This is a genomic window from Klebsiella sp. Sb-30, assembly GCF_057652795.1.
This window is the reverse complement of the sequence record NZ_CM172749.1, coordinates 5,140,877-5,161,580: the sequence shown is the minus strand read 5'-3', so window position 1 is coordinate 5,161,580 and position 20,704 is coordinate 5,140,877. Positions and strand designations below refer to the sequence as shown.

General features: G+C 56.7%; 19 protein-coding genes. 14 read left to right on the top strand and 5 right to left on the bottom strand.

Annotated features, from left to right (window positions below; all coding sequences use genetic code 11):
* Nucleotides 1–6 precede the first annotated feature (6 nt).
* A complete protein-coding gene (locus AC236I_RS24100) occupies nt 7–906 on the top strand; it encodes a carboxylate/amino acid/amine transporter (RefSeq protein WP_004869640.1) in 900 nt (299 codons plus the stop codon).
* On the opposite strand, the gene metR is transcribed toward AC236I_RS24100, so the two are convergent.
* The gene (gene metR, locus AC236I_RS24095; protein WP_004869643.1) at nt 794–1,747 is read right to left on the bottom strand and encodes an HTH-type transcriptional regulator MetR; all 954 of its coding nucleotides are present in this window, start codon (nt 1,745–1,747) and stop codon (nt 794–796) included. The genes AC236I_RS24100 and metR overlap by 113 nt on opposite strands.
* A gap of 231 nt (nt 1,748–1,978) precedes the next feature.
* On the opposite strand from metR, the gene metE reads away from it, so the two are divergent.
* Nucleotides 1,979–4,240, top strand: coding sequence for a 5-methyltetrahydropteroyltriglutamate--homocysteine S-methyltransferase (gene metE / locus AC236I_RS24090; RefSeq protein WP_086817465.1), 2,262 nt, complete (start codon nt 1,979–1,981; stop codon nt 4,238–4,240).
* 161 nt (nt 4,241–4,401) lie between these two features.
* Nucleotides 4,402–5,091, top strand: coding sequence for a transporter substrate-binding domain-containing protein (locus AC236I_RS24085; protein WP_004869649.1), 690 nt, complete (start codon nt 4,402–4,404; stop codon nt 5,089–5,091).
* Nucleotides 5,092–5,095: 4 nt separating this feature from the next.
* On the opposite strand, the gene AC236I_RS24080 is transcribed toward AC236I_RS24085, so the two are convergent.
* Nucleotides 5,096–5,908: a dienelactone hydrolase family protein gene (locus AC236I_RS24080; protein ID WP_004869653.1), complete on the bottom strand. Its 813-nt coding sequence runs from the start codon at nt 5,906–5,908 to the stop codon at nt 5,096–5,098.
* Between the two features lie 266 nt (nt 5,909–6,174).
* Here AC236I_RS24080 and udp point away from each other — a divergent pair, with 266 nt between their 5' ends.
* The 9 genes from udp (at nt 6,175) to tatD (ending at nt 14,135) form a co-directional block, all read left to right on the top strand.
* The gene (gene udp, locus AC236I_RS24075; protein ID WP_004869655.1) at nt 6,175–6,936 is read left to right on the top strand and encodes a uridine phosphorylase; all 762 of its coding nucleotides are present in this window, start codon (nt 6,175–6,177) and stop codon (nt 6,934–6,936) included.
* A gap of 139 nt (nt 6,937–7,075) precedes the next feature.
* Nucleotides 7,076–8,524, top strand: coding sequence for a DNA recombination protein RmuC (gene rmuC / locus AC236I_RS24070; RefSeq protein WP_004869657.1), 1,449 nt, complete (start codon nt 7,076–7,078; stop codon nt 8,522–8,524).
* A gap of 66 nt (nt 8,525–8,590) precedes the next feature.
* Nucleotides 8,591–9,346, top strand: coding sequence for a bifunctional demethylmenaquinone methyltransferase/2-methoxy-6-polyprenyl-1,4-benzoquinol methylase UbiE (gene ubiE / locus AC236I_RS24065; protein WP_004869660.1), 756 nt, complete (start codon nt 8,591–8,593; stop codon nt 9,344–9,346).
* Between the two features lie 13 nt (nt 9,347–9,359).
* Nucleotides 9,360–9,965, top strand: a complete 606-nt coding sequence (ubiJ, locus tag AC236I_RS24060) for a ubiquinone biosynthesis protein UbiJ (RefSeq protein WP_004869663.1) — start codon at nt 9,360–9,362, stop codon at nt 9,963–9,965.
* A complete protein-coding gene (ubiB, locus tag AC236I_RS24055; RefSeq protein ID WP_004869667.1) occupies nt 9,962–11,602 on the top strand; it encodes a ubiquinone biosynthesis regulatory protein kinase UbiB in 1,641 nt (546 codons plus the stop codon). The genes ubiJ and ubiB overlap by 4 nt, the downstream gene beginning before the upstream one ends.
* A gap of 131 nt (nt 11,603–11,733) precedes the next feature.
* Entirely contained in the window at nt 11,734–11,985 is a 252-nt protein-coding gene (gene tatA, locus AC236I_RS24050; RefSeq protein WP_004869668.1) for a Sec-independent protein translocase subunit TatA, read from the top strand.
* Nucleotides 11,986–11,988: 3 nt separating this feature from the next.
* On the top strand, nt 11,989–12,537 hold the full coding sequence (tatB, locus tag AC236I_RS24045) for a Sec-independent protein translocase protein TatB (RefSeq protein WP_118860561.1): 549 nt from the start codon (nt 11,989–11,991) through the stop codon (nt 12,535–12,537).
* Nucleotides 12,538–12,539: 2 nt separating this feature from the next.
* Nucleotides 12,540–13,313 carry a Sec-independent protein translocase subunit TatC gene (tatC, locus tag AC236I_RS24040; protein ID WP_004869672.1) on the top strand — a complete coding sequence of 258 codons (774 nt, stop codon included), beginning with the start codon at nt 12,540–12,542 and terminating at the stop codon, nt 13,311–13,313.
* 27 nt (nt 13,314–13,340) lie between these two features.
* Nucleotides 13,341–14,135 carry a 3'-5' ssDNA/RNA exonuclease TatD gene (tatD, locus tag AC236I_RS24035; protein ID WP_160873640.1) on the top strand — a complete coding sequence of 265 codons (795 nt, stop codon included), beginning with the start codon at nt 13,341–13,343 and terminating at the stop codon, nt 14,133–14,135.
* Between the two features lie 8 nt (nt 14,136–14,143).
* Here tatD and rfaH read toward each other — a convergent pair whose 3' ends face one another.
* On the bottom strand, nt 14,144–14,632 hold the full coding sequence (gene rfaH, locus AC236I_RS24030; RefSeq protein ID WP_004869678.1) for a transcription/translation regulatory transformer protein RfaH: 489 nt from the start codon (nt 14,630–14,632) through the stop codon (nt 14,144–14,146).
* A gap of 177 nt (nt 14,633–14,809) precedes the next feature.
* Between rfaH and ubiD the strand changes: the two genes are divergently transcribed.
* Both ubiD and fre read left to right on the top strand, forming a co-directional pair.
* Complete coding sequence (ubiD, locus tag AC236I_RS24025) at nt 14,810–16,279, top strand: 4-hydroxy-3-polyprenylbenzoate decarboxylase (protein ID WP_015585392.1); 1,470 nt, start codon at nt 14,810–14,812, stop codon at nt 16,277–16,279.
* A gap of 55 nt (nt 16,280–16,334) precedes the next feature.
* Nucleotides 16,335–17,036, top strand: a complete 702-nt coding sequence (gene fre, locus AC236I_RS24020; RefSeq protein WP_004869682.1) for an NAD(P)H-flavin reductase — start codon at nt 16,335–16,337, stop codon at nt 17,034–17,036.
* Nucleotides 17,037–17,331: 295 nt separating this feature from the next.
* Here fre and fadA read toward each other — a convergent pair whose 3' ends face one another.
* Nucleotides 17,332–18,495, bottom strand: coding sequence for an acetyl-CoA C-acyltransferase FadA (gene fadA, locus AC236I_RS24015; protein ID WP_004869684.1), 1,164 nt, complete (start codon nt 18,493–18,495; stop codon nt 17,332–17,334).
* Nucleotides 18,496–18,504: 9 nt separating this feature from the next.
* A complete protein-coding gene (gene fadB / locus AC236I_RS24010) occupies nt 18,505–20,694 on the bottom strand; it encodes a fatty acid oxidation complex subunit alpha FadB (protein ID WP_004869686.1) in 2,190 nt (729 codons plus the stop codon).
* Nucleotides 20,695–20,704: the final 10 nt, after the last annotated feature.

Sequence of the window (20,704 nt, the reverse complement as noted above, 5' to 3'; positions counted from 1 at the left end):
TTCATTGTGGCGCTACTGATTATTACCACTATCCTGTGGGCTTTTTCCTTTAGCCTGATAGGCGAATACCTGGCTGGCAGCGTCGATAGCTACTTTTCCGTGCTAATGCGCGTGGGGCTGGCGGCACTGGTGTTTCTGCCGTTTCTGCGTACCCGCGGGCAATCGCCGCGTACTATCGTGCTCTACATGCTGGTCGGCGCCATGCAGCTTGGCATCATGTACCTGCTGGCATTCCGCGCCTATGTGTACCTGACGGTGTCTGAATTCCTGCTGTTTACCGTCTTTACGCCGCTTTATATCACGCTGATTTACGATCTGCTCAGCGGACGCAAGCTCCGCTGGGGATATCTGCTGAGCGCGGGGCTGGCGGTGCTGGGCGCGGCCATTATTCGCTATGACAAAGTGAGCGATCATTTCTGGACGGGGCTGCTGCTGGTTCAGCTGTCGAACCTTAGCTTTGCTATCGGAATGGTGGGCTATAAGCGGCTGATGGAGCTACGTCCTATGCCGCAGCACAACGCGTTTGCGTGGTTCTATATGGGGGCTTTCCTGGTGGCAGTGGCGGCCTGGTTTATGCTGGGCAATCCGCAGAGGCTGCCAACCACAACCCTACAGTGGGGGGTCCTGGTCTGGCTGGGCGTGGCAGCGTCGGGGCTGGGGTACTTTATGTGGAACTACGGGGCTACGCAGGTGGATGCCGGAACGCTGGGCATTATGAATAACGTGCATGTCCCCGCCGGGCTGCTGGTTAACCTTGCCATCTGGCAAGAACAGCCCCACTGGCCGAGCTTTATTACAGGAGCTCTGGTGATCCTGGCCTCACTGTGGGTCCATCGCCGTTGGGTCGCTCCGCACTCCGGACAAACGGCAAATGATCGCAAGCGTGATTCCGCGCTGAGCGAATAAACGCTTCGGTGACCGGCTGGCGCTGCTCGCCGTCGCGTACCGCGGCGTACAGTCGGCTCCACAGTCCTTCGCCCAGGGTTTTGGTGACGACCAGACCCTGGCGCTCAAAACTTTCCACCACCCAGTGCGGCAGGGCGGCGATGCCCATCCGCGCGGCGACCATCTGAATTAACAGCAGGGTATTGTCGACGCTTTTGAGCTGCGGGCTGATGCCGGCCGGCTGCAGGAAGTGGCGCCAGATATCCAGGCGACCGCGCTGAACCGGATAAATCAGCAGCAGTTCCGATGCCAGATCTTCCGGCGAGATGCGCGTTTTCGCTGCCAGCGGATGCTCCGGCGCCAGCACCAGGCGAACTTCAAAATCGAACATAGGCGAATAGTGCAGGCCGCTACGCGGCAGGATATCCGAGGTCATGACCAGGTCCAGCTCGCTTTGCTGCAGAGCTGGCTGCGGGTCAAAGGTTACGCCGGACTGAAAATCCACTTCGACATGCGGCCAGCGGGCGCGGAAACTCTCCAGCGCCGGGGTCAACCACTGTATACAGCTATGACACTCGATAGCGATGCGCAGACGGGTTTGCTGCGGCTCGTGGCAGTCCTGCAGCGCGCGGCTGATTTGCGGCAGAACCTGGTTTGCCAGCTGGAGCAGGATCTCCCCCTGTGGGGTGAAGCGCAGAGGCTGACTTTTACGCACAAACAAGCGGAAGCCAAGGCGTTGTTCCAGATCGCTGAACTGGTGAGACAGGGCGGACTGAGTTTGATGCAGAGCTGCCGCAGCGCCTGCCAGCGACCCGCTATTCCGCAACGCCTGTAGCGTTTTCAGGTGTTTTATTTCGATCATGAAAGTCCTTCACTTCGGCATGAATAATTTGCGCTTGAGGAATATACAGTAACCGCCAATTATGGATGTGTAAACATCTGGACGTCTAAATCCTTTATCTTTCGAATTTATGGTGCGTTGGCCGCACTTCCTCACCCCGGTCACTTACTTCAGTAAGTTCCTGGGGATGAGCAAGTTTGCCGCCTTCCCTGAATCCGAAATCTTTCGGATTGCAATCATGAGGCTCAAAAAATGACAATTATTAATCACACCCTCGGTTTCCCTCGCGTTGGTCTACGTCGCGAGCTGAAAAAAGCGCAAGAGAGCTACTGGGCGGGTAACTCAACCCGCGAAGAACTGCTGGCGGTGGGCCGCGAGCTGCGCGCCCGTCACTGGGAGCAGCAGAAGCAGGCGGGCGTTGACCTGCTGCCGGTGGGTGATTTCGCCTGGTACGACCATGTTCTGACTACCAGCCTGCTACTGGGTAACGTGCCGGCTCGTCATCAGAACAAAGATGGCTCGGTTGATATCGATACCCTGTTCCGCATTGGCCGCGGCCGTGCGCCGACCGGCGAACCGGCGGCAGCGGCAGAAATGACCAAATGGTTTAACACCAACTATCACTACATGGTGCCAGAGTTTGTAAAAGGGCAGGCGTTCAAACTGACCTGGACCCAGCTGCTGGATGAAGTGGACGAAGCGCTGGCGCTTGGTCATAAGGTTAAACCCGTCCTGCTGGGGCCGGTCACTTATCTGTGGCTGGGCAAAGTCAAAGGCGAACAGTTTGACCGTTTGAGCCTGCTGAAGGATATCCTGCCGGTTTACCAGCAGGTGCTGGCAGAGCTGGCAAAACGCGGCATCGAGTGGGTACAGATTGACGAGCCGGCTCTGGTGCTGGAACTGCCGCAGGCGTGGCTGGAGGCGTTCAAACCGGCGTATGACGCGCTCGCAGGTCAGGTTAAGCTGCTGCTGACCACCTACTTTGAAGGCATCACCGCCAACCTCGACACCATCACCGCGCTGCCGGTGCAGGGTCTGCACGTTGACCTGGTTCACGGTAAAGATGATGTGGCCGATCTGCACCGGCGTCTGCCAGCCGACTGGCTGCTCTCTGCGGGCCTGATCAACGGCCGTAACGTCTGGCGCGCCGATCTGACGGAGAAGTATGCGCAAATTAAAGACATCGTCGGCCAGCGTGCGCTGTGGATCGCGACCTCATGCTCCCTGCTGCACAGCCCGATCGACCTGAGCGTGGAAACCCGTCTCGATGCGGAAGTGAAAAGCTGGTTCGCTTTTGCCCTGCAGAAATGTACCGAGCTGGCCCTGCTGCGCGATGCGCTGAATAGCGGCGAGACCGCAAAACTGGTTGAATGGAGCGCGCCGATTCAGGCTCGCCGTCACTCTACCCGCGTACATAATGCGGCGGTAGAAAAACGTCTGGCGGCCATTACCGCTCAGGACAGCCAGCGCAACAGCCCATATGCTGAACGCGCCAGGGCGCAGCGTACGCGCTTCAATCTACCGGCGTGGCCGACCACGACCATCGGCTCTTTTCCACAGACTACCGAGATCCGTGGCCTGCGTCTGGACTTCAAAAAAGGCAATCTCGATGCCAACCACTATCGCACCGGTATTGCGGAGCATATCAAGCAGGCGATTGTTGAGCAGGAACGTTTAGGGCTAGATGTTCTGGTTCACGGCGAAGCCGAGCGTAACGACATGGTGGAGTACTTCGGTGAGCACCTCGACGGGTTCATCTTCACGCAAAACGGTTGGGTACAGAGCTACGGCTCCCGCTGCGTGAAGCCGCCGGTGGTCATCGGGGATGTCAGTCGCCCGGAAGCAATCACCGTTGAGTGGGCGAAGTTTGCCCAGTCGCTGACCGACAAGCCGGTGAAAGGCATGCTGACCGGTCCGGTGACGATTCTTTGCTGGTCATTCCCGCGTGAAGACGTCAGTCGCGAAACCATCGCCAAACAGATTGCGCTGGCGCTGCGTGACGAAGTGGCGGATCTGGAGGCGGCCGGTATCGGTATCATCCAGATTGATGAGCCGGCGCTGCGTGAAGGACTGCCGCTCAAGCGTAGCGACTGGGATGCTTATCTGCAGTGGGGCGTGGAAGCCTTCCGGATCAATGCCGCGGTGGCGCGGGATGATACCCAGATCCACACCCATATGTGCTACTGCGAGTTCAACGACATCATGGATTCGATTGCCGCGCTGGATGCGGACGTGATCACCATTGAAACCTCGCGTTCTGACATGGAGCTGCTGGAGTCGTTTGAAGAGTTCGAATACCCGAACGAAATCGGACCGGGCGTGTATGACATCCATTCGCCGAACGTTCCGAGCGTGGAGTGGATTGAAGCACTGCTGGAGAAAGCGGCGCAGCGTATCCCGGCAGAGCGTCTGTGGGTCAACCCGGACTGTGGCCTGAAAACTCGCGGCTGGCCGGAAACCCGCGCCGCGCTGGCTAACATGGTGAAAGCCGCGCAGAATCTGCGTCAGGCATAACTCCGTTAACCCTCGTCCCGGAGGAGGCCCAGGCCTCCTCTTCTTTTCTCTTTTTCTTTTCTCTTTCGTGCTGGCAAATGTCCCGTCTAACCTGCGGAGTGCCTGCGGCTGGGCTACGCTTAGCTGCACTGAGCAAGCACAGACATTTCCGGGGGAGAATGATGACCAGGCTCGACGATCCGCAGCGGTCCTTATGTTTTGCTATTAATCTGGGGAACCCGGTTCTCGCCACGTTATTGCCGGATAATACCCCGGGTGGCATCACCGCCGAGTTAGCCAAAAAACTGGCCGCGGAATGCGGTTGCGAGGCGCGATTTGTGACCTGGCCGACGGCCGGGAAAGTGGTTGATGTAGCTTTGCTGGACCAGTGGGATATTGCTTTCCTGGCGATTGATCCCGCTCGTGAAGACAAACTGTGCTTCACCCCGCCGTATGTCACGATTGAAAGTTCAGTGCTGGTCAGAAACGACAGCGATATTCACTCCGTACAAGCGATGGATCGCCCGGGAGTAACGATTAACGTCGGGAGAGGGGCGGCCTATGAACTGTATCTGATTCGAACGCTACGCCATGCGGCGATGCAGCAGTACGCTACCTCCCAGGAGGCGATCCGCGCGTTTATCGCCGGGGAAGGGGAGATGGTTGCCGGGATCCGTCAGCCGCTTGCCAGCGTGGCGCGGGAACATCCCCAGTATCGCCTCCTGCCTGATAGTTTCAGCCAGATACAGCAAGCGATTTGCGTTCCCCGAAACCGGCTACAGCACTATGAATTTGTCTGTGGTTGTCTGGCGGCATGGAAGAGTGACGGAACGATCGCCGATATGATTAACCGCCATATCGGCAACCGATAGCGGCTTACGCGCGCTTCCCGCCATACTGCGCAAACCATGCCAGCATACGCTGCCAGCCGTCTTTGGCCGATTCTTCATGATAGCTGGCGCGATAATCGGCGTTAAAGGCGTGATCGGCTTCCGGGTAGACGATGATCTCCGCTTTGGCGTTGGCCGCGCGAAGCGCGTGACGCATGGTTTCCACCGTATCCTGCGGAATGCTGGCGTCTTTGCCACCGTACAACCCCAGCACCGGCGCGTTGAGATCAACGGCGATATCCACCGGATATTTCGCTGAGTTCAGGGTTTTCTGCCCGACCAGCTTCCCGTACCAGGCGACGGCGGCTTTCAGCTGCGGGTTATGGGCGGCATAAAGCCAGGTAATGCGTCCACCCCAGCAGAAGCCGGTGATCAGCAGACGATGAGCATCGCCTCCGTGGCGTGCGGCCCAGCTGGCGACATGGTCGAGGTCGGCCAGCACCTGCGCATCCGGCACTTTGCTGACCAGCTCCTGGAACAGGGTGGGGATATCGGTATAGTCATTCGGATCGCCCTGGCGGAAGTAGAGCTCTGGTGCGATAGCCAGATATCCCTCCTGCGCCAGACGGCGGCAAATGTCGCGGATATGTTCATGGACGCCGAAAATTTCCTGAACAACGATAACGACCGGCAGCAGGCCATCGGCGTTCTTCGGACGAGCATGATAGGCCGGCATGTTCTCTCCCTGAGTGGGGATCGACGTTTCGCCTGTGATGATGCTCTCCTCCGAGGTATGAACGGCGGTAGAAGCGTGCGGCGTGGCTGCAGGCGCAAAGCCAGGTTGCTTGGTTGTGGTCATGGTATTCTCCGTACCCTTATTTATTAGCGCATCGATAACTATAGACGCTATCGACCGGACGTTAACAAAGCACAGTGCCTGAAACAGGCTATCTTTTGTTCAGACACGATGAATATAACTTGTTAATGTGATGTTTATCACTTTTTGATGGAAAATCATTGCAATGATTTTTGTTCATGGTGATTTTTGTCACAAAACTAAGCGGGTAGCTTCTGTAAAGTACCGTTTTGCTTCTGCTGATAATTCGACCCACAGAGGAGTTTTTTATGTCTAAGTCTGATGTTTTTCATCTCGGCCTCACCAAAAACGATTTACAAGGGGCTACGCTGGCTATCGTCCCTGGCGATCCGGAGCGTGTGGAAAAGATCGCCGCGCTGATGGATAAGCCGGTCAAGCTGGCATCTCACCGCGAATTTACCTCCTGGCGTGCCGAACTGGATGGCAAGTCGGTCATTGTCTGCTCTACCGGTATCGGCGGCCCGTCAACGTCCATCGCCGTTGAAGAACTGGCGCAGCTGGGGATTCGTACCTTCCTGCGTATCGGCACCACCGGCGCTATCCAGCCACACATTAACGTCGGTGACGTGCTGGTTACCACCGCATCCGTACGTCTCGATGGCGCGAGTCTGCACTTTGCGCCGATGGAATACCCGGCCGTGGCTGACTTTGCCTGCACCACTGCGCTGGTTGAAGCGGCCAAATCGATCGGCGCGACCACCCATATCGGCGTGACCGCATCATCTGACACCTTCTACCCGGGCCAGGAGCGCTACGACACCTTCTCCGGTCGCGTGGTCAGCCGTTTTAAAGGTTCTATGGAAGAGTGGCAGTCAATGGGGGTCATGAACTACGAGATGGAGTCTGCGACTCTGCTGACCATGTGTGCCAGCCAGGGGCTGCGTGCCGGGATGGTTGCCGGGGTTATCGTCAACCGTACCCAGCAGGAAATTCCGAACGCGGAAACCATGAAGCAAACCGAAAGCCACGCGGTAAAAATCGTCGTCGAAGCGGCTCGCCGTCTGCTGTAATTCCTCGCCTCTCCACCCAGGGCCGGATCTTCCGGCCTTTCTTTTTTGCGCTGCGCCTCGCAGGAAATCTCTTTTAAACTGGACGTTTGTACAGCACAATTCTATTTTTGTGCCGTAAGTTGTTGCCGCAGGGGGCGTTGTGGATATCTCGATTGTGATAAGTGCCATCGTGGCGCTGGCCGTAGGGCTGGTCGCAGGGTGGCTGGCGACCAAAGCCAAAGCTGACCAAATTCGCGCCGACCTTATCGAGGAGCGCCGTGAACTGGATATCGAGCTCAGCGCCGCGCGCCAGCAGCTGGTGCAGGAGGCCCACTGGCGCGATGAATGTGAGTTGCTGAATAACGAACTGCGCAGCCTGCGTGATATCAATAGCTCTCTGGAGGCCGATCTCCGCGAAGTCACCACCCGCCTTGAATCTACCCGGATCCACGCCGAGGATAAAATCCGCCAGATGGTGAACAGCGAACAGCGTCTGAGCGAGCAGTTTGAAAACCTGGCAAACCGCATTTTCGAACACAGCAACCGGCGCGTCGATGAGCAGAACCGGCAGAGTTTACATGGCCTGCTGACGCCGCTGCGTGAACAGCTGGACGGTTTCCGCCGCCAGGTGCAGGACAGTTTTGGCCAGGAGGCGCGTGAGCGGCATACGCTGGCCCATGAGATCCGCAATCTGCAGCAGCTGAACGCGCAGATGGCGCAGGAGGCGTTGAACCTGACCCGGGCGTTGAAAGGGGATAACAAAACGCAGGGTAACTGGGGAGAGGTGGTGCTAACCCGCGTGCTGGAAGCTTCCGGGCTACGCGAAGGGTATGAATACCAGACCCAGGTCAGCATCGAAACAGAAGGTCGTTCGCGCATGCAGCCCGATGTCATCGTTCGCCTGCCGCAGGGGAAAGACGTGGTCATTGATGCCAAAATGACGCTGGTGGCCTACGAACGCTATTTCAATGCCGAAGATGACTACACCCGCGAGGCGGCGCTGCAGGAGCATATCGCCTCGGTGCGTAACCATATTCGCCTGCTCGGACGTAAAGATTATCAACAGCTGCCGGGCCTGCGCTCGCTCGACTATGTGCTGATGTTTATTCCCGTGGAGCCGGCTTTCCTGCTGGCTATCGACCGCCAGCCTGAACTTATCAGCGAAGCGCTGAAGAACAACATTATGCTGGTCAGTCCGACGACGCTGCTGGTGGCGCTGCGGACGATTGCCAATCTCTGGCGTTATGAACATCAAAGCCGCAATGCGCAGAAAATCGCTGAGCGCGCAGGTCGTCTGTACGACAAAATGCGACTGTTCGTTGATGATATGTCCGCCATCGGGCAGAGCCTGGATAAAGCCCAGGATAACTATCGCCAGGCGATGAAAAAGCTTGCTTCCGGGCGCGGAAATCTGCTGGTGCAGGCAGAAGCGTTCCGCGGTCTTGGCGTTGAAGTGAAGCGCGGGATTAATCCTGATTTAGTCGATCAGGCAACGGCTCAGGATGACGAATATCGTTCTGAAGAAGACGAAAAAGCGCTTGAAGATAACGAATTTACCTCCGATCCGGCCGATGAGACGATGTCCGGCGAGTCCTCTATGCCGCGTTGAACCGTATGGGAAATGCGCTGAATCTGTTACACTCGGCGAACATTTTCTTGATAAGCAGGCATTGAGATGGTTGAGGATTCACAAGAAACGACGCACTTTGGTTTTCAGACGGTAGCCAAAGAGCAGAAGGCGGACATGGTGGCACATGTATTCCATTCTGTGGCCGCAAAATATGATGTTATGAATGATCTGATGTCGTTCGGTATTCATCGTTTGTGGAAGCGTTTCACCATCGATTGCAGCGGCGTACGCCGTGGACAGACCGTTCTGGACCTGGCCGGCGGTACCGGCGACCTGACGGCGAAGTTCTCTCGCCTGGTGGGTGAAACGGGGCGCGTCATGCTGGCAGATATCAACGACTCTATGCTGAAAATGGGGCGCGAAAAGCTGCGCAACATCGGCATCGTCGGCAACGTTGAATACGTTCAGGCTAACGCAGAAGCGCTGCCGTTTGCCGACAACACTTTTGACTGCATCACGATTTCATTTGGCCTGCGTAACGTCACCGATAAAGAAAAGGCGCTGCGTTCAATGTATCGCGTCCTGAAGCCGGGCGGTCGTCTGCTGGTGCTCGAGTTCTCGAAACCGATTATTGAGCCGCTCAGCAAAGCCTATGATGCCTACTCCTTCCACGTGCTGCCGCGCGTAGGGGAACTGGTTGCCAAAGACGGTGAAAGCTATCGCTACCTGGCGGAATCTATTCGTATGCACCCGAATCAGGACACCCTGAAAGCCATGATGCAGGACGCCGGTTTCGAAAACGTCGACTACTACAACCTGACGGCTGGTATCGTTGCGTTGCACCGCGGTTATAAGTTCTGACAGGAGGGATCGCATGCCTTTCAAACCACTGGTTACCGCTGGCATTGAAACCGCCCTCAATACCTTTCTCTGGCGCGACAAAGCGTTAAAACCTGCTCGCCAGCGTCTGCTGGGGAAGGTGCTGCGCGTTGAGCTGAAGGAGCTGTCGACGCCGGTTGTGCTGGTCTTCAGCGAGCGTCAGGTGGATGTGCTGGGGACCTGGGAAGGCGATGCCGACTGTACCGTCATTACTCGTCTCAGCGTGCTGCCACAGCTGCGCAACCGTCAACAGCTCACGGCGCTTATTCGCAGCGGTGATCTGGAAGTGCAGGGCGACCTGCAGGTGGTGCAGAACACGGTGGCGCTATGTGACCTGGCGGAATTCGATCCGGCTGAGCTGCTGGCGCCTTACACCGGCGATATCGTTGCGGAAGGGGTCAGTAAGGTCTTTCGCTCCGGAGCTCGTTTTCTGCTGCACGGCGCTCAGCGTCAGCAGCGGTATGTCGCTGAAGCGCTGACCGAAGAGTGGCGTATGGCGCCTGGGCCGCTGGAAATGGCCTGGTTTGGCGAAGAGACCGCGGCTGTGGAACGCGCGCTTTCCGCACTGGAAAAACGGCTGGAAACGCTGGAGGGCAAATGACGCCAGGAGAATTACGGCGCCTGTATCTTATTATCCGCACCTTTTTGAGCTATGGGCTTGATGAGCTCATTCCCAAAATGCGTATCACGCTGCCGCTGCGTATCGGGCGGCGGATGCTGTTCTGGATGCCGAATCGTCATAAAAACCAACCTCTCGGCGAACGTCTACGCCTTGCGCTGCAGGAGCTGGGGCCGGTGTGGATCAAGTTCGGCCAGATGCTCTCCACCCGCCGCGATCTGTTCCCGCCGCAAATCGCCGATCAGCTCGCGCTGCTGCAGGATCGCGTAGCGCCCTTCGATGGCCGGTTGGCAAAACAGCAGATCGAACAGGCGATGGGCGGTCTTCCCGTAGAGGCCTGGTTTGACGATTTCTCGATTGAACCGCTGGCATCGGCCTCTATTGCGCAGGTCCATACCGCACGGCTGAAAGAAAACGGTAAAGAGGTCGTTATCAAAGTGATCCGCCCGGATATCGTGCCGGTGATTAAAGCGGACATGAAGCTTATCTATCGTCTCGCGCGCTGGGTGCCGCGTTTACTGCCCGACGGTCGCCGCCTGCGCCCGCAGGAAGTGGTTCGCGAATACGAAAAAACGCTGCTGGATGAACTTAACCTGCTGCGTGAATCGGCGAACGCCATTCAGCTGCGGCGCAACTTTGAAGACAGCCCGATGCTATATGTACCGGAGGTCTACTCCGATTACTGTAGCGAAAACATGATGGTCATGGAGCGGATTTACGGGATCCCGGTTTCCGACGTGGAGGCGCTGGAAGCGCAGGGCACGAACATGAAGCTGCTGGCGGAACGCGGCGTGCAGGTCTTTTTCACCCAGGTGTTCCGCGACAGCTTCTTCCACGCAGACATGCATCCAGGCAATATTTTTGTTAGCTACGACCATCCGGAGAACCCCCAGTACATCGGGATCGACTGCGGTATCGTGGGGTCGCTGAACAAAGAAGATAAGCGCTACCTGGCGGAAAACTTCATTGCGTTCTTCAACCGCGATTATCGTAAAGTCGCCGAGCTGCACGTAGATTCAGGCTGGGTTCCTGCGGATACCAATGTTGAAGAGTTCGAGTTTGCTATTCGCACCGTCTGCGAGCCGATCTTCGAGAAGCCGCTGGCTGAGATCTCGTTTGGTCATGTGCTGCTGAACCTGTTTAACACCGCCCGGCGCTTCAATATGGAAGTGCAGCCGCAGCTGGTATTACTGCAGAAGACATTACTTTACGTAGAAGGGGTAGGCCGCCAGCTCTATCCTCAGTTAGACTTGTGGAAAACGGCGAAACCTTTCCTTGAGTCGTGGATTAAAGATCAGGTCGGCATTCCGGCGCTGGTGCGTGCGTTTAAAGAAAAAGCGCCGTTCTGGATCGAAAGAATGCCGGAAATACCTGAGCTGGTGTACCAGACTTTGCAGCAAAGCAAACAGCTGCAGACCAGCGTGGATACCATCGTGCGCGACTTCCAGGTGCGACATGTTCGTCAGGGGCAGTCCCGTTATCTGTTTGGTATAGGCGCGGTTCTGTTACTGAGTGGTACGCTGTTATTTATCCACCGCCCGGAATGGGGCATGATGCCAGGCTGGCTGATGGCCGCTGGCGCGGTGTCCTGGCTGATTGGCTGGCGGAAAACGCACTGATGGGAAGCGCCTTTATCACCGCGCATTCGTTGTTGCGCGAAGTCATACGAGCGGCCTGACAAAGAGGCGGCTTGTGGGATGACGTGTATAATGCGTCCTAATAATTCATCATCTGTCATAGAGGAATGTGTATGGGTGGTATCAGTATTTGGCAGTTATTAATTGTTGTCGTCATTGTGGTTCTGCTTTTCGGGACGAAAAAGCTGAGCTCGCTGGGGTCAGATTTGGGTGCATCGATTAAAGGCTTTAAAAAGGCCATGAGCGATGATGAAAAACCTGAAAAGTCTGCTCCGGATGCAGATTTCACGGCGAAATCGATCGCCGATAAGCCGGATGATGCGAAAAAAGACGAGACAAAACGCCACGACAAAGAGCAGGTGTAATTCGTGTTCGATATCGGTTTTAGTGAACTACTGCTGGTGTTCGTTATTGGCCTCATTGTTCTGGGGCCACAGCGATTGCCTGTAGCGGTAAAAACGGTGGCCAGCTGGATTCGTACGCTACGATCGCTGGCGGCCACCGTACAAAATGAGATCACTCAGGAACTAAAACTGCAGGAGTTCCAGGAAAGCCTGAAGAAAGTGGAAAAGGCGAGCCTGGATAACCTGACGCCGGAGCTGAAAGCGTCGATGGATGAGCTGCGTGAAGCCGCTGAATCTATGAAACGTTCTTATACCGCCCACGATCCTGAGAAAGCGAGCGACGAAGCGAACACGATTCATAACCCGGTAGTGAAGGGCAGTGAAGCGCAGCGCCAGGACATTACGCCGGCGACGGCTGAACATCAGGCCAGCGCGCCCGTTCACGCTCCAGCCGCAGAAGAGAGCGTGGCGTCAGAGCAGCTGGCTGCGCAGCCTGACCCTCTCCCGGTCGCCAAAGAAAAAGTTGCCGTGACAGCTTCCGATTCCTCCCCTGCATCGAGTGATAAACCGTAAAAATGGGCGTAGAAGATACTCAACCGCTAATTTCGCATTTGATTGAGCTGCGCAAGCGCCTGATCAATAGCATCATCGCGATACTGGTCATTTTTCTGGCGTTAGTGTACTTCGCCAACGACATCTATCAGCTGGTTTCCGCACCGCTTATCCGGCAGATGCCGGTGGGTGCAACGATGATCGCCACCGACGTGGCTTCCCCTTTCTTTACGCCGATCAAACTGACCTTCATGGTTTCGGTGATTCTGTCGGTGCCGGTTATTCTTTACCAGGTCTGGGCGTTTGTTGCCCCGGCGCTGTATAAACATGAGCGTCGGCTGGTTATGCCGCTGCTGGTTTCCAGTACGCTGCTGTTCTATATCGGTATGGCGTTTGCCTACTTTGTCGTTTTCCCGCTGGCGTTTGGTTTCCTGACCCACGCGGCGCCGGAGGGCGTGCAGGTCTCGACGGATATTCGCAGCTATCTCGATTTCGTCATGGCGCTGTTTATCGCCTTTGGCGTTTCGTTTGAAGTGCCGGTTGCGATCGTGCTGCTGTGCTGGATGGGCGTCACGACCCCGGAAGATTTGCGTAAGAAGCGGCCGTACGTGCTGGTGGGAGCATTCGTCGTCGGCATGCTGCTGACGCCGCCGGATGTCTTCTCGCAAACGCTGCTGGCGATTCCGATGTACTGCTTGTTTGAGATCGGGGTTTTCTTTGCGCGTTTCTATACCGGAAAACGTCTGACGCGTGACGAGGATGCCGCCGCTGAAGAAGCGGGGAGCAAAGAAGAGTAACCAGCCGCCCGTCAGGGCGGTTGTCATATTGGAGAAGCGATGTTTGATATCGGCGTCAATCTGACCAGTCCACAGTTTTCCCGCGATCGCGATGAGGTCGTGGCCCGCGCTCAGGCGGCGGGCGTGACCGGCATGCTGTTCACCGGGACTAACCTGCATGAAAGCGAGCAGGCCCGGCAGCTGGCACATCGCTATACCCGCTGCTGGTCAACCGCCGGCGTGCATCCGCATGACAGCAGCAGCTGGACGGCAGCGGTGGCCGACTCCATCTTTCAGCTGGCGCGCCAGCCGGAGGTCATCGCTATCGGCGAATGTGGGCTGGACTTCAACCGCAACTTTTCTACTCCTCAGGAGCAAGAGGCCGCCTTCAGCGCACAGCTGGCGCTGGCAGCCGAGCTGTCTATGCCGGTTTTTTTGCACTGCCGCGATGCCCATGAACGTTTTCTGACGCTCCTGACGCCCTGGCTGGATAAACTGCCTGGTGCGGTGCTGCACTGCTTTACCGGAACCCGCGAAGAAATGCGTGCCTGTGTGAACCACGGTTTGTATATTGGCATTACAGGCTGGGTCTGCGACGAGCGACGCGGACTGGAGCTGCGCGCGCTGTTGCCGGATATCCCGGCAGAACGCCTGTTGATTGAAACGGATGCCCCGTATTTGCTGCCCCGCGACCTTAGCCCGAAGCCCGCTTCCCGGCGCAATGAACCGGTATATCTGCCGCATATTCTGGCCAGTATTGCGGGATGGCGCGGGGAGGAGGCTCAGCGGCTGGAAGAGATCGCTGACACGAATGTCAGAACGCTCTTTGGCATCCGTTTTTAAGCGTACCGTCAGATTTTATGAAAGTCGGTATTTTTGATGCTTTGCAGTACCTGTTTGTTAAGCAGATTCAGCAGCAGCATGGAGCGCGCTTCACCATCCGGTTCGCTAAAGATAGCCTGCAGGCCTTCAAACGCGCCGTCGGTAATCAAGACGAAGTCACCTTCGTGCGGCGTTTCCGGGTCGGTGATGCCTTCCGGCTTATAGATAGAGAGCTGGTGAATGACCGCGGACGGTACCGTGGCTGGCTGGGCGCCAAAGCGCACGAAGTTATTCACACCTCGCGTGGCGCTGATAGTTGTAGTGTGGATAATTTCCGGATCGAATTCGACAAACAGGTAATTGGGGAACAAAGGTTCACTGACCGTAGTGCGTTTGCCGCGGATGATTTTTTCCAGTGCGATCGTCGGCATCAGGCAATTCACTGCCTGTCGTTCGAGGTGTTCCTGGGCGCGCTGAAGCTGCCCACGTTTGCAATACAGTAAATACCAGGCTTGCATAATAACTCTTTCCACTCTATTAGCTGCAAGCATAACAAAAGCCTGGGGCGATCGCGAAAGCCAATATAAGTGAAATCAAAAATTCTATGTTCTTTCACTCTAATTTAACAAAAGTACAGCATGGCGCTGGCGAACACCGTATAATCAGCCGCCTGTATAGAGGTTAATAATAACTCCATGAAATACCACGATCTACGCGACTTTCTGACATTACTGGAGCAGCAGGGCGAACTGAAAAGAATATCCCTGCCGGTCGATCCGCACCTTGAGATCACCGAAATTGCCGATCGCACTTTACGTGCCGGCGGCCCGGCCCTGCTTTTTGAAAACCCCAAAGGCTACACCATGCCCGTGTTGTGCAATCTGTTTGGCACTCCGCGCCGCGTCGCCATGGGAATGGGGCAGGAGGATGTCAGCTCGTTGCGTGAAGTGGGTAAGCTGCTGGCTTTTCTGAAAGAGCCGGAACCGCCGAAAGGCTTTCGCGATCTGTTCGATAAGCTGCCGCAGTTCAGGCAGGTCTTGAATATGCCGACAAAGCGCCTGCGCGGAGCACCCTGCCAGCAAAAGATCATTGAAGGCGACAACGTTGATTTGACGCGTATCCCGATCATGACCTGCTGGCCAGAAGATGCTGCCCCGCTGATTACCTGGGGACTGACGGTTACTCGCGGTCCGCATAAGGAACGGCAGAACCTGGGCATCTATCGCCAGCAGCTCATTGGTAAGAACAAGCTGATCATGCGCTGGCTCTCCCATCGCGGCGGCGCGCTGGATTTTCAGGAGTGGTGTGCGGCTCATCCGGGCGAACGTTTTCCGGTTTCCGTGGCGCTGGGCGCTGACCCGGCGACCATCCTTGGGGCCGTCACTCCGGTTCCCGATACGCTGTCAGAGTATGCGTTTGCCGGCCTGCTACGCGGCACCAAAACGGAAGTGGTCAAGTGCATTTCCAACGATCTTGAAGTACCGGCCAGCGCGGAAATTGTGCTGGAAGGGTATATTGAGCCAGGTGAAATGGCGCCGGAAGGGCCGTACGGCGATCATACCGGCTACTACAATGAAGTGGATAATTTCCCGGTATTTACGGTTACGCATATCACTCAGCGTGAAGATGCGATTTATCATTCAACGTATACCGGACGCCCGCCGGATGAACCTGCGGTCCTGGGCGTCGCGCTGAATGAAGTCTTCGTGCCGATTCTGCAAAAGCAGTTCCCTGAAATTGTTGATTTCTACCTGCCGCCGGAAGGTTGCTCTTATCGTCTGGCCGTGGTCACGATGAAGAAACAGTACGCCGGACATGCCAAGCGCGTCATGATGGGCGTGTGGTCATTCCTGCGCCAGTTTATGTACACCAAGTTCGTGATCGTCTGCGATGATGACGTTAATGCACGCGACTGGAACGACGTGATCTGGGCGATTACTACCCGAATGGACCCGGCTCGTGATACGGTACTGGTAGAAAATACGCCGATCGATTATCTGGATTTTGCCTCGCCGGTTTCCGGCCTGGGTTCAAAAATGGGGCTGGATGCCACAAATAAATGGCCAGGCGAAACCCAGCGTGAATGGGGTCGTCCTATTAAGAAGGATCCTGAGGTGACGGCGCGCGTTGACGCCATCTGGGATGAGCTGGCTATCTTTAAATAACAGTAAGCGGGGCTAACGCCGCTGTTTTGCTCTATAGACCCGACAGAGGGGACGCATGACAACCTTAAGCTGTAAAGTGACCTCGGTGGAGGCAATTACCGATACCGTGTATCGCGTTCGATTAGTGCCGGAAGCGGCGTTTTCTTTCCGCGCTGGTCAATATTTGATGGTGGTAATGGACGAGCGTGACAAGCGTCCGTTCTCCATGGCTTCCACTCCGGCGGAGCAGGAATGTATTGAACTGCATATCGGCGCCTCTGAGCTCAACCTGTATGCGATGGCGGTGATGGATCGCATTCTGAAAGAGCGCGAGATCGAGGTTGATATTCCGCATGGTGAGGCCTGGCTGCGTGAGGACGAAGATCGTCCGCTCATTCTCATCGCCGGAGGAACCGGGTTCTCCTATGTGCGTTCCATTCTGCTCACGGCGCTGGCTCGTAACCCGAACCGCGATATCGCAGTGTACTGGGGCGGTCGCGAAGCGAAACATCTCTACGATCTGGCAGAGCTGGAAGCGCTGAGCGTGGAGCACCCGGGTCTGCGTGTTGAGCCGGTGGTGGAACAGCCGGAAGAAGAGTGGCGTGGGCGCTCTGGCACCGTGTTGACCGCGGTACTGCAGGACTATGGCACTCTGGCAGAGCATGATATTTATATTGCCGGCCGCTTCGAAATGGCAAAAATTGCCCGTGAGCTGTTCTGCAATGAGCGCAATGCCCGCGAAGATCGCCTGTTTGGCGATGCGTTTGCCTTTATCTGATTCTCATGCCCTCTTCTTCAGGGAGAGGGAAGAGAACGGCAGAAATAAAAAACCCGCCCCTGACAGGCGGGAAAAACGGCAACTAAACCCCCTCTCTTCGCCATGGTCACCATAACTGCGTTGGCTGCGCTTATTCACCCGAATCACTGACGGTGGGTAAGTTCATCGGGATGAATAAGGGACATCCGCGTCCCTCACCAAAGGCAGCCTTCGGCTGTTCAAATTCGTTCCTGACGAATTGGCCATTCGCTTGCCGCCTTGTTCTGGCACCCATGGTTTTGAGATAACTCTTTAATCAAACACGCTCGAATACCGTCGCAATGCCCTGACCTAAACCAATACACATGGTAGCCAGACCGAACTGTGCGTCTTTACGCTCCATCTGGTTAATCAAGGTTGTACTGATACGTGCGCCGGAGCAGCCGAGCGGGTGACCCAGGGCAATCGCGCCGCCGTTGAGATTGATCTTCTCGTCGATCTGCTCCATCAGGCCAAGATCTTTAATGCACGGCAGGATCTGCGCGGCAAAGGCCTCATTCATTTCAAAAACGTCGATATCGCTGGTAGCCAGTCCGGCCTTTTTCAGCGCCAGCTTTGATGCCGGTACCGGACCATAACCCATAATCGATGGGTCACAGCCGACCACCGCCATGGAGCGCACGCGAGCGCGCGGTTTCAGCCCCAGTTCGCGGGCACGGCTTTCGCTCATTAATAACATGGCGGCTGCGCCGTCGGAGAGCGCGGATGAAGTTCCTGCCGTGACGGTGCCGGTCACCGGATCGAATGCGGGTCTTAATGCAGCCAGCGCTTCCACGGTCGTTTCCGGGCGGATCACTTCGTCATAGTTAAATGACTTCAGCACGCCGTCGGCATCATGGCCGCCTGTCGGAATGATTTCCGCTTTAAATGCGCCGGACTGCGTTGCCGCCCATGCGCGAGCGTGGGAACGCGCGGCGAACTGGTCCTGCATTTCCCGGCTGATGCCGTGCAGACGCGCCAGCATTTCGGCGGTCAACCCCATCATACCGGCCGCTTTTGCCACGTTACGACTCAGACCCGGGTGAAAATCCACGCCATGGCTCATCGGGACGTGGCCCATATGCTCCACGCCGCCAATCAGGCAGACGCTGGCGTCGCCGGTCATGATCATGCGCGCCGCATCGTGCAGCGCCTGCATCGATGAACCGCACAGGCGGTTGACCGTCGTGGCCGGTACCGAATGCGGAATCTCGGCCAGCAGCGCGGCGTTACGCGCAATGTTGAAACCTTGCTCCAGCGTTTGCTGTACGCAGCCCCAGTAAATATCGTCAATCGCGGCCGGATCAAGCGACGGGTTACGCGACAGCAGGCTACGCATCAGGTGCGCAGAGAGGTCTTCCGCGCGCACGTGGCGAAAGGCGCCGCCCTTCGAACGGCCCATCGGGGTGCGAACTGCATCAACAATGACAACCTGTTCCATTGTGACTCCTTAAGCCGTTTTCAGAACGCCCGCCGGGCGGGCTGGTTCTACCGGGGGATAATAGGGTTCGTTATGGCGTGCTTTATTACGCAGTCCTTCCGGCACTTCATACAGCGGACCGAGGTGCTGGTACTGCTGCGCCATATCGAGATATTTTGCGCTGCCCAGGGTATCCAGCCAGCGGAATGCGCCGCCGTGGAACGGAGGGAAGCCGAGACCATAAACCAGCGCCATATCCGCTTCCGCCGGGCTGGCGATAATGCCTTCCTCCAGGCAGCGGACCACTTCGTTGACCATCGGAATCATCATCCGGGCGATAATCTCATCGTCGCTGAAGTCATGTTTTGGCTGACTGACTTCCGCCAGCAGGGCGTCGACGGCCGGGTCTTCTTCTTTCTTCGGTTTGCCTTTACTGTCTTCTTTATACCGCCAGAAGCCGAGACCGTTTTTCTGGCCGAAACGGCTGGCGTCGAACAGCGCGTCGATCGCGTCGCGATAATCTTTCTGCATGCGCTGCGGGAAGCCGGCGGCCATCACCGCCTGCGCGTGGTGTGCGGTGTCGATGCCGACCACGTCGAGCAGGTATGCCGGGCCCATTGGCCAGCCGAACAGTTTCTCCATCACCTTATCGACTTTGCGGAAGTCCGCGCCGTCGCGAAGTAGTTGGCTGAATCCCGCAAAGTAGGGGAACAGCACGCGGTTGACGAAGAAGCCGGGGCAATCGTTAACCACGATCGGCGTTTTGCCCATTTTGCTCGCCCAGGCCACGACTTTTGCGATGGTGTCATCTGAGGTTTTTTCCCCGCGAATCACTTCTACCAGCGGCATGCGATGCACCGGGTTAAAGAAGTGCATACCGCAGAAGTTTTCCGGACGTTTCAGGACGCTGGCCAGTTCACCGATTGGAATCGTTGAAGTGTTAGAAGCCAGAACCGTATCCGGGCGGACTTTCTCTTCGGTTTCCGCCAGCACGGCCTTTTTCACTTTCGGATTCTCGACGACGGCTTCGACCACGACATCTACGCGCTCAAAACCAGCATAATCGAGGGTCGGGTGAATCGTGCCAATAACGCCGGCCAGCTTCAGCCCATCGATTTTGCCGCGCTCAAGCTGCTTGTTGAGCAGCTTAGCGGCTTCGTTCATGCCGAGCGTCAGCGATTTGTCGTTAATGTCCTTCATGATCACCGGCACGCCTTTCCAGGCGGACTGATACGCGATACCGCCACCCATGATCCCGGCCCCCAGCACGGCGGCCTGTTTCGGCGTCTCAACGTTTTTGGTCAGCTTCTTCGCTTTGGCTTTGACATACTGATCGTTAAGGAAGATACCGACCAGCGCGCGGGCCTCTTTGGTGTGCGCCAGCGGGACAAAACTTTGGTTTTCCAGATTCAGCGCCTCTTCGCGGCCGAAACGAGCGGCCGCTTCGATGGTTTTTACCGCTGTTATCGGCGCCGGATAGTGTTTCCCGGCGGTCTGCGCCACCATGCCTTTGGCGATAGTGAAGCTCATGGCCGCTTCAATTTTACTGAGCTTCAATGGCTCCAGCTTCGGCTGGCGCTTCGCTTTCCAGTCCAGGTCGCCATTAATGGCCTGACGCAGAATGGCGAGTGCGCCATCGCGCAGTTTCTCTGGTTTAACGATACCGTCGACGAGGCCGATTTTCAGCGCCTGATCGGCACTGACATCTTTCCCGGCGGCAATAATTTCCAGCGCGCTATCGGCGCCGAGCAGACGCGGCATTCGTACTGAGCCGCCAAAGCCCGGCATGATACCCAGTTTGGTTTCCGGCAGGCCGATACGCAGATCCGGCGTAGCCAGACGGTAGTCCGTCGCCAGCACGCACTCGCAGCCGCCGCCCAGCGCATAGCCGTTCACCGCAGAAATAGTCGGTACCGGTAAATCTTCCAGGCGGTTAAAGACGCTGTTGGCAAAATGGAGCCACTGGCTCAACTGCTCCTGTGGTACCAGGAACAGGGACAAAAATTCGGTGATGTCAGCGCCGACAATGAAGGCCGCTTTCCCGGAGCGCAGCAACAGCCCCTTAAGATCGTGTTGTTTTTCGAGTACGTCCAGCGCCTCACCGAGGCTGGCTACGGTTGCGGTATCGAGCTTGTTCACCGAGCCGGGAGCATCGAACACCAGTTCGGCAATGCCATCTTCCAGCCAGTCGAGGTACAGGTTGTCGCCTTTGTAGAGCATGTCAGTCTCC

Excerpts from the sequence above, each read along its gene's own strand:
- AC236I_RS24085 (WP_004869649.1), top strand. The coding sequence starts at position 4,402 with ATGACCAGGCTCGACGATCCGCAGCGGTCCTTATGTTTTGCTATTAAT.
- ubiD (WP_015585392.1), top strand. The coding sequence starts at position 14,810 with ATGAAATACCACGATCTACGCGACTTTCTGACATTACTGGAGCAGCAG.
- metE (WP_086817465.1), top strand. The coding sequence starts at position 1,979 with ATGACAATTATTAATCACACCCTCGGTTTCCCTCGCGTTGGTCTACGT.
- AC236I_RS24080 (WP_004869653.1), bottom strand. The coding sequence starts at position 5,908 with ATGACCACAACCAAGCAACCTGGCTTTGCGCCTGCAGCCACGCCGCAC.
- ubiJ (WP_004869663.1), top strand. The coding sequence starts at position 9,360 with ATGCCTTTCAAACCACTGGTTACCGCTGGCATTGAAACCGCCCTCAAT.
- fre (WP_004869682.1), top strand. The coding sequence starts at position 16,335 with ATGACAACCTTAAGCTGTAAAGTGACCTCGGTGGAGGCAATTACCGAT.
- udp (WP_004869655.1), top strand. The coding sequence starts at position 6,175 with ATGTCTAAGTCTGATGTTTTTCATCTCGGCCTCACCAAAAACGATTTA.
- fadA (WP_004869684.1), bottom strand. The coding sequence starts at position 18,495 with ATGGAACAGGTTGTCATTGTTGATGCAGTTCGCACCCCGATGGGCCGT.
- ubiE (WP_004869660.1), top strand. The coding sequence starts at position 8,591 with ATGGTTGAGGATTCACAAGAAACGACGCACTTTGGTTTTCAGACGGTA.
- rfaH (WP_004869678.1), bottom strand. The coding sequence starts at position 14,632 with ATGCAAGCCTGGTATTTACTGTATTGCAAACGTGGGCAGCTTCAGCGC.
- fadB (WP_004869686.1), bottom strand. The coding sequence starts at position 20,694 with ATGCTCTACAAAGGCGACAACCTGTACCTCGACTGGCTGGAAGATGGC.
- metR (WP_004869643.1), bottom strand. The coding sequence starts at position 1,747 with ATGATCGAAATAAAACACCTGAAAACGCTACAGGCGTTGCGGAATAGC.
- tatA (WP_004869668.1), top strand. The coding sequence starts at position 11,734 with ATGGGTGGTATCAGTATTTGGCAGTTATTAATTGTTGTCGTCATTGTG.
- ubiB (WP_004869667.1), top strand. The coding sequence starts at position 9,962 with ATGACGCCAGGAGAATTACGGCGCCTGTATCTTATTATCCGCACCTTT.
- tatC (WP_004869672.1), top strand. The coding sequence starts at position 12,540 with ATGGGCGTAGAAGATACTCAACCGCTAATTTCGCATTTGATTGAGCTG.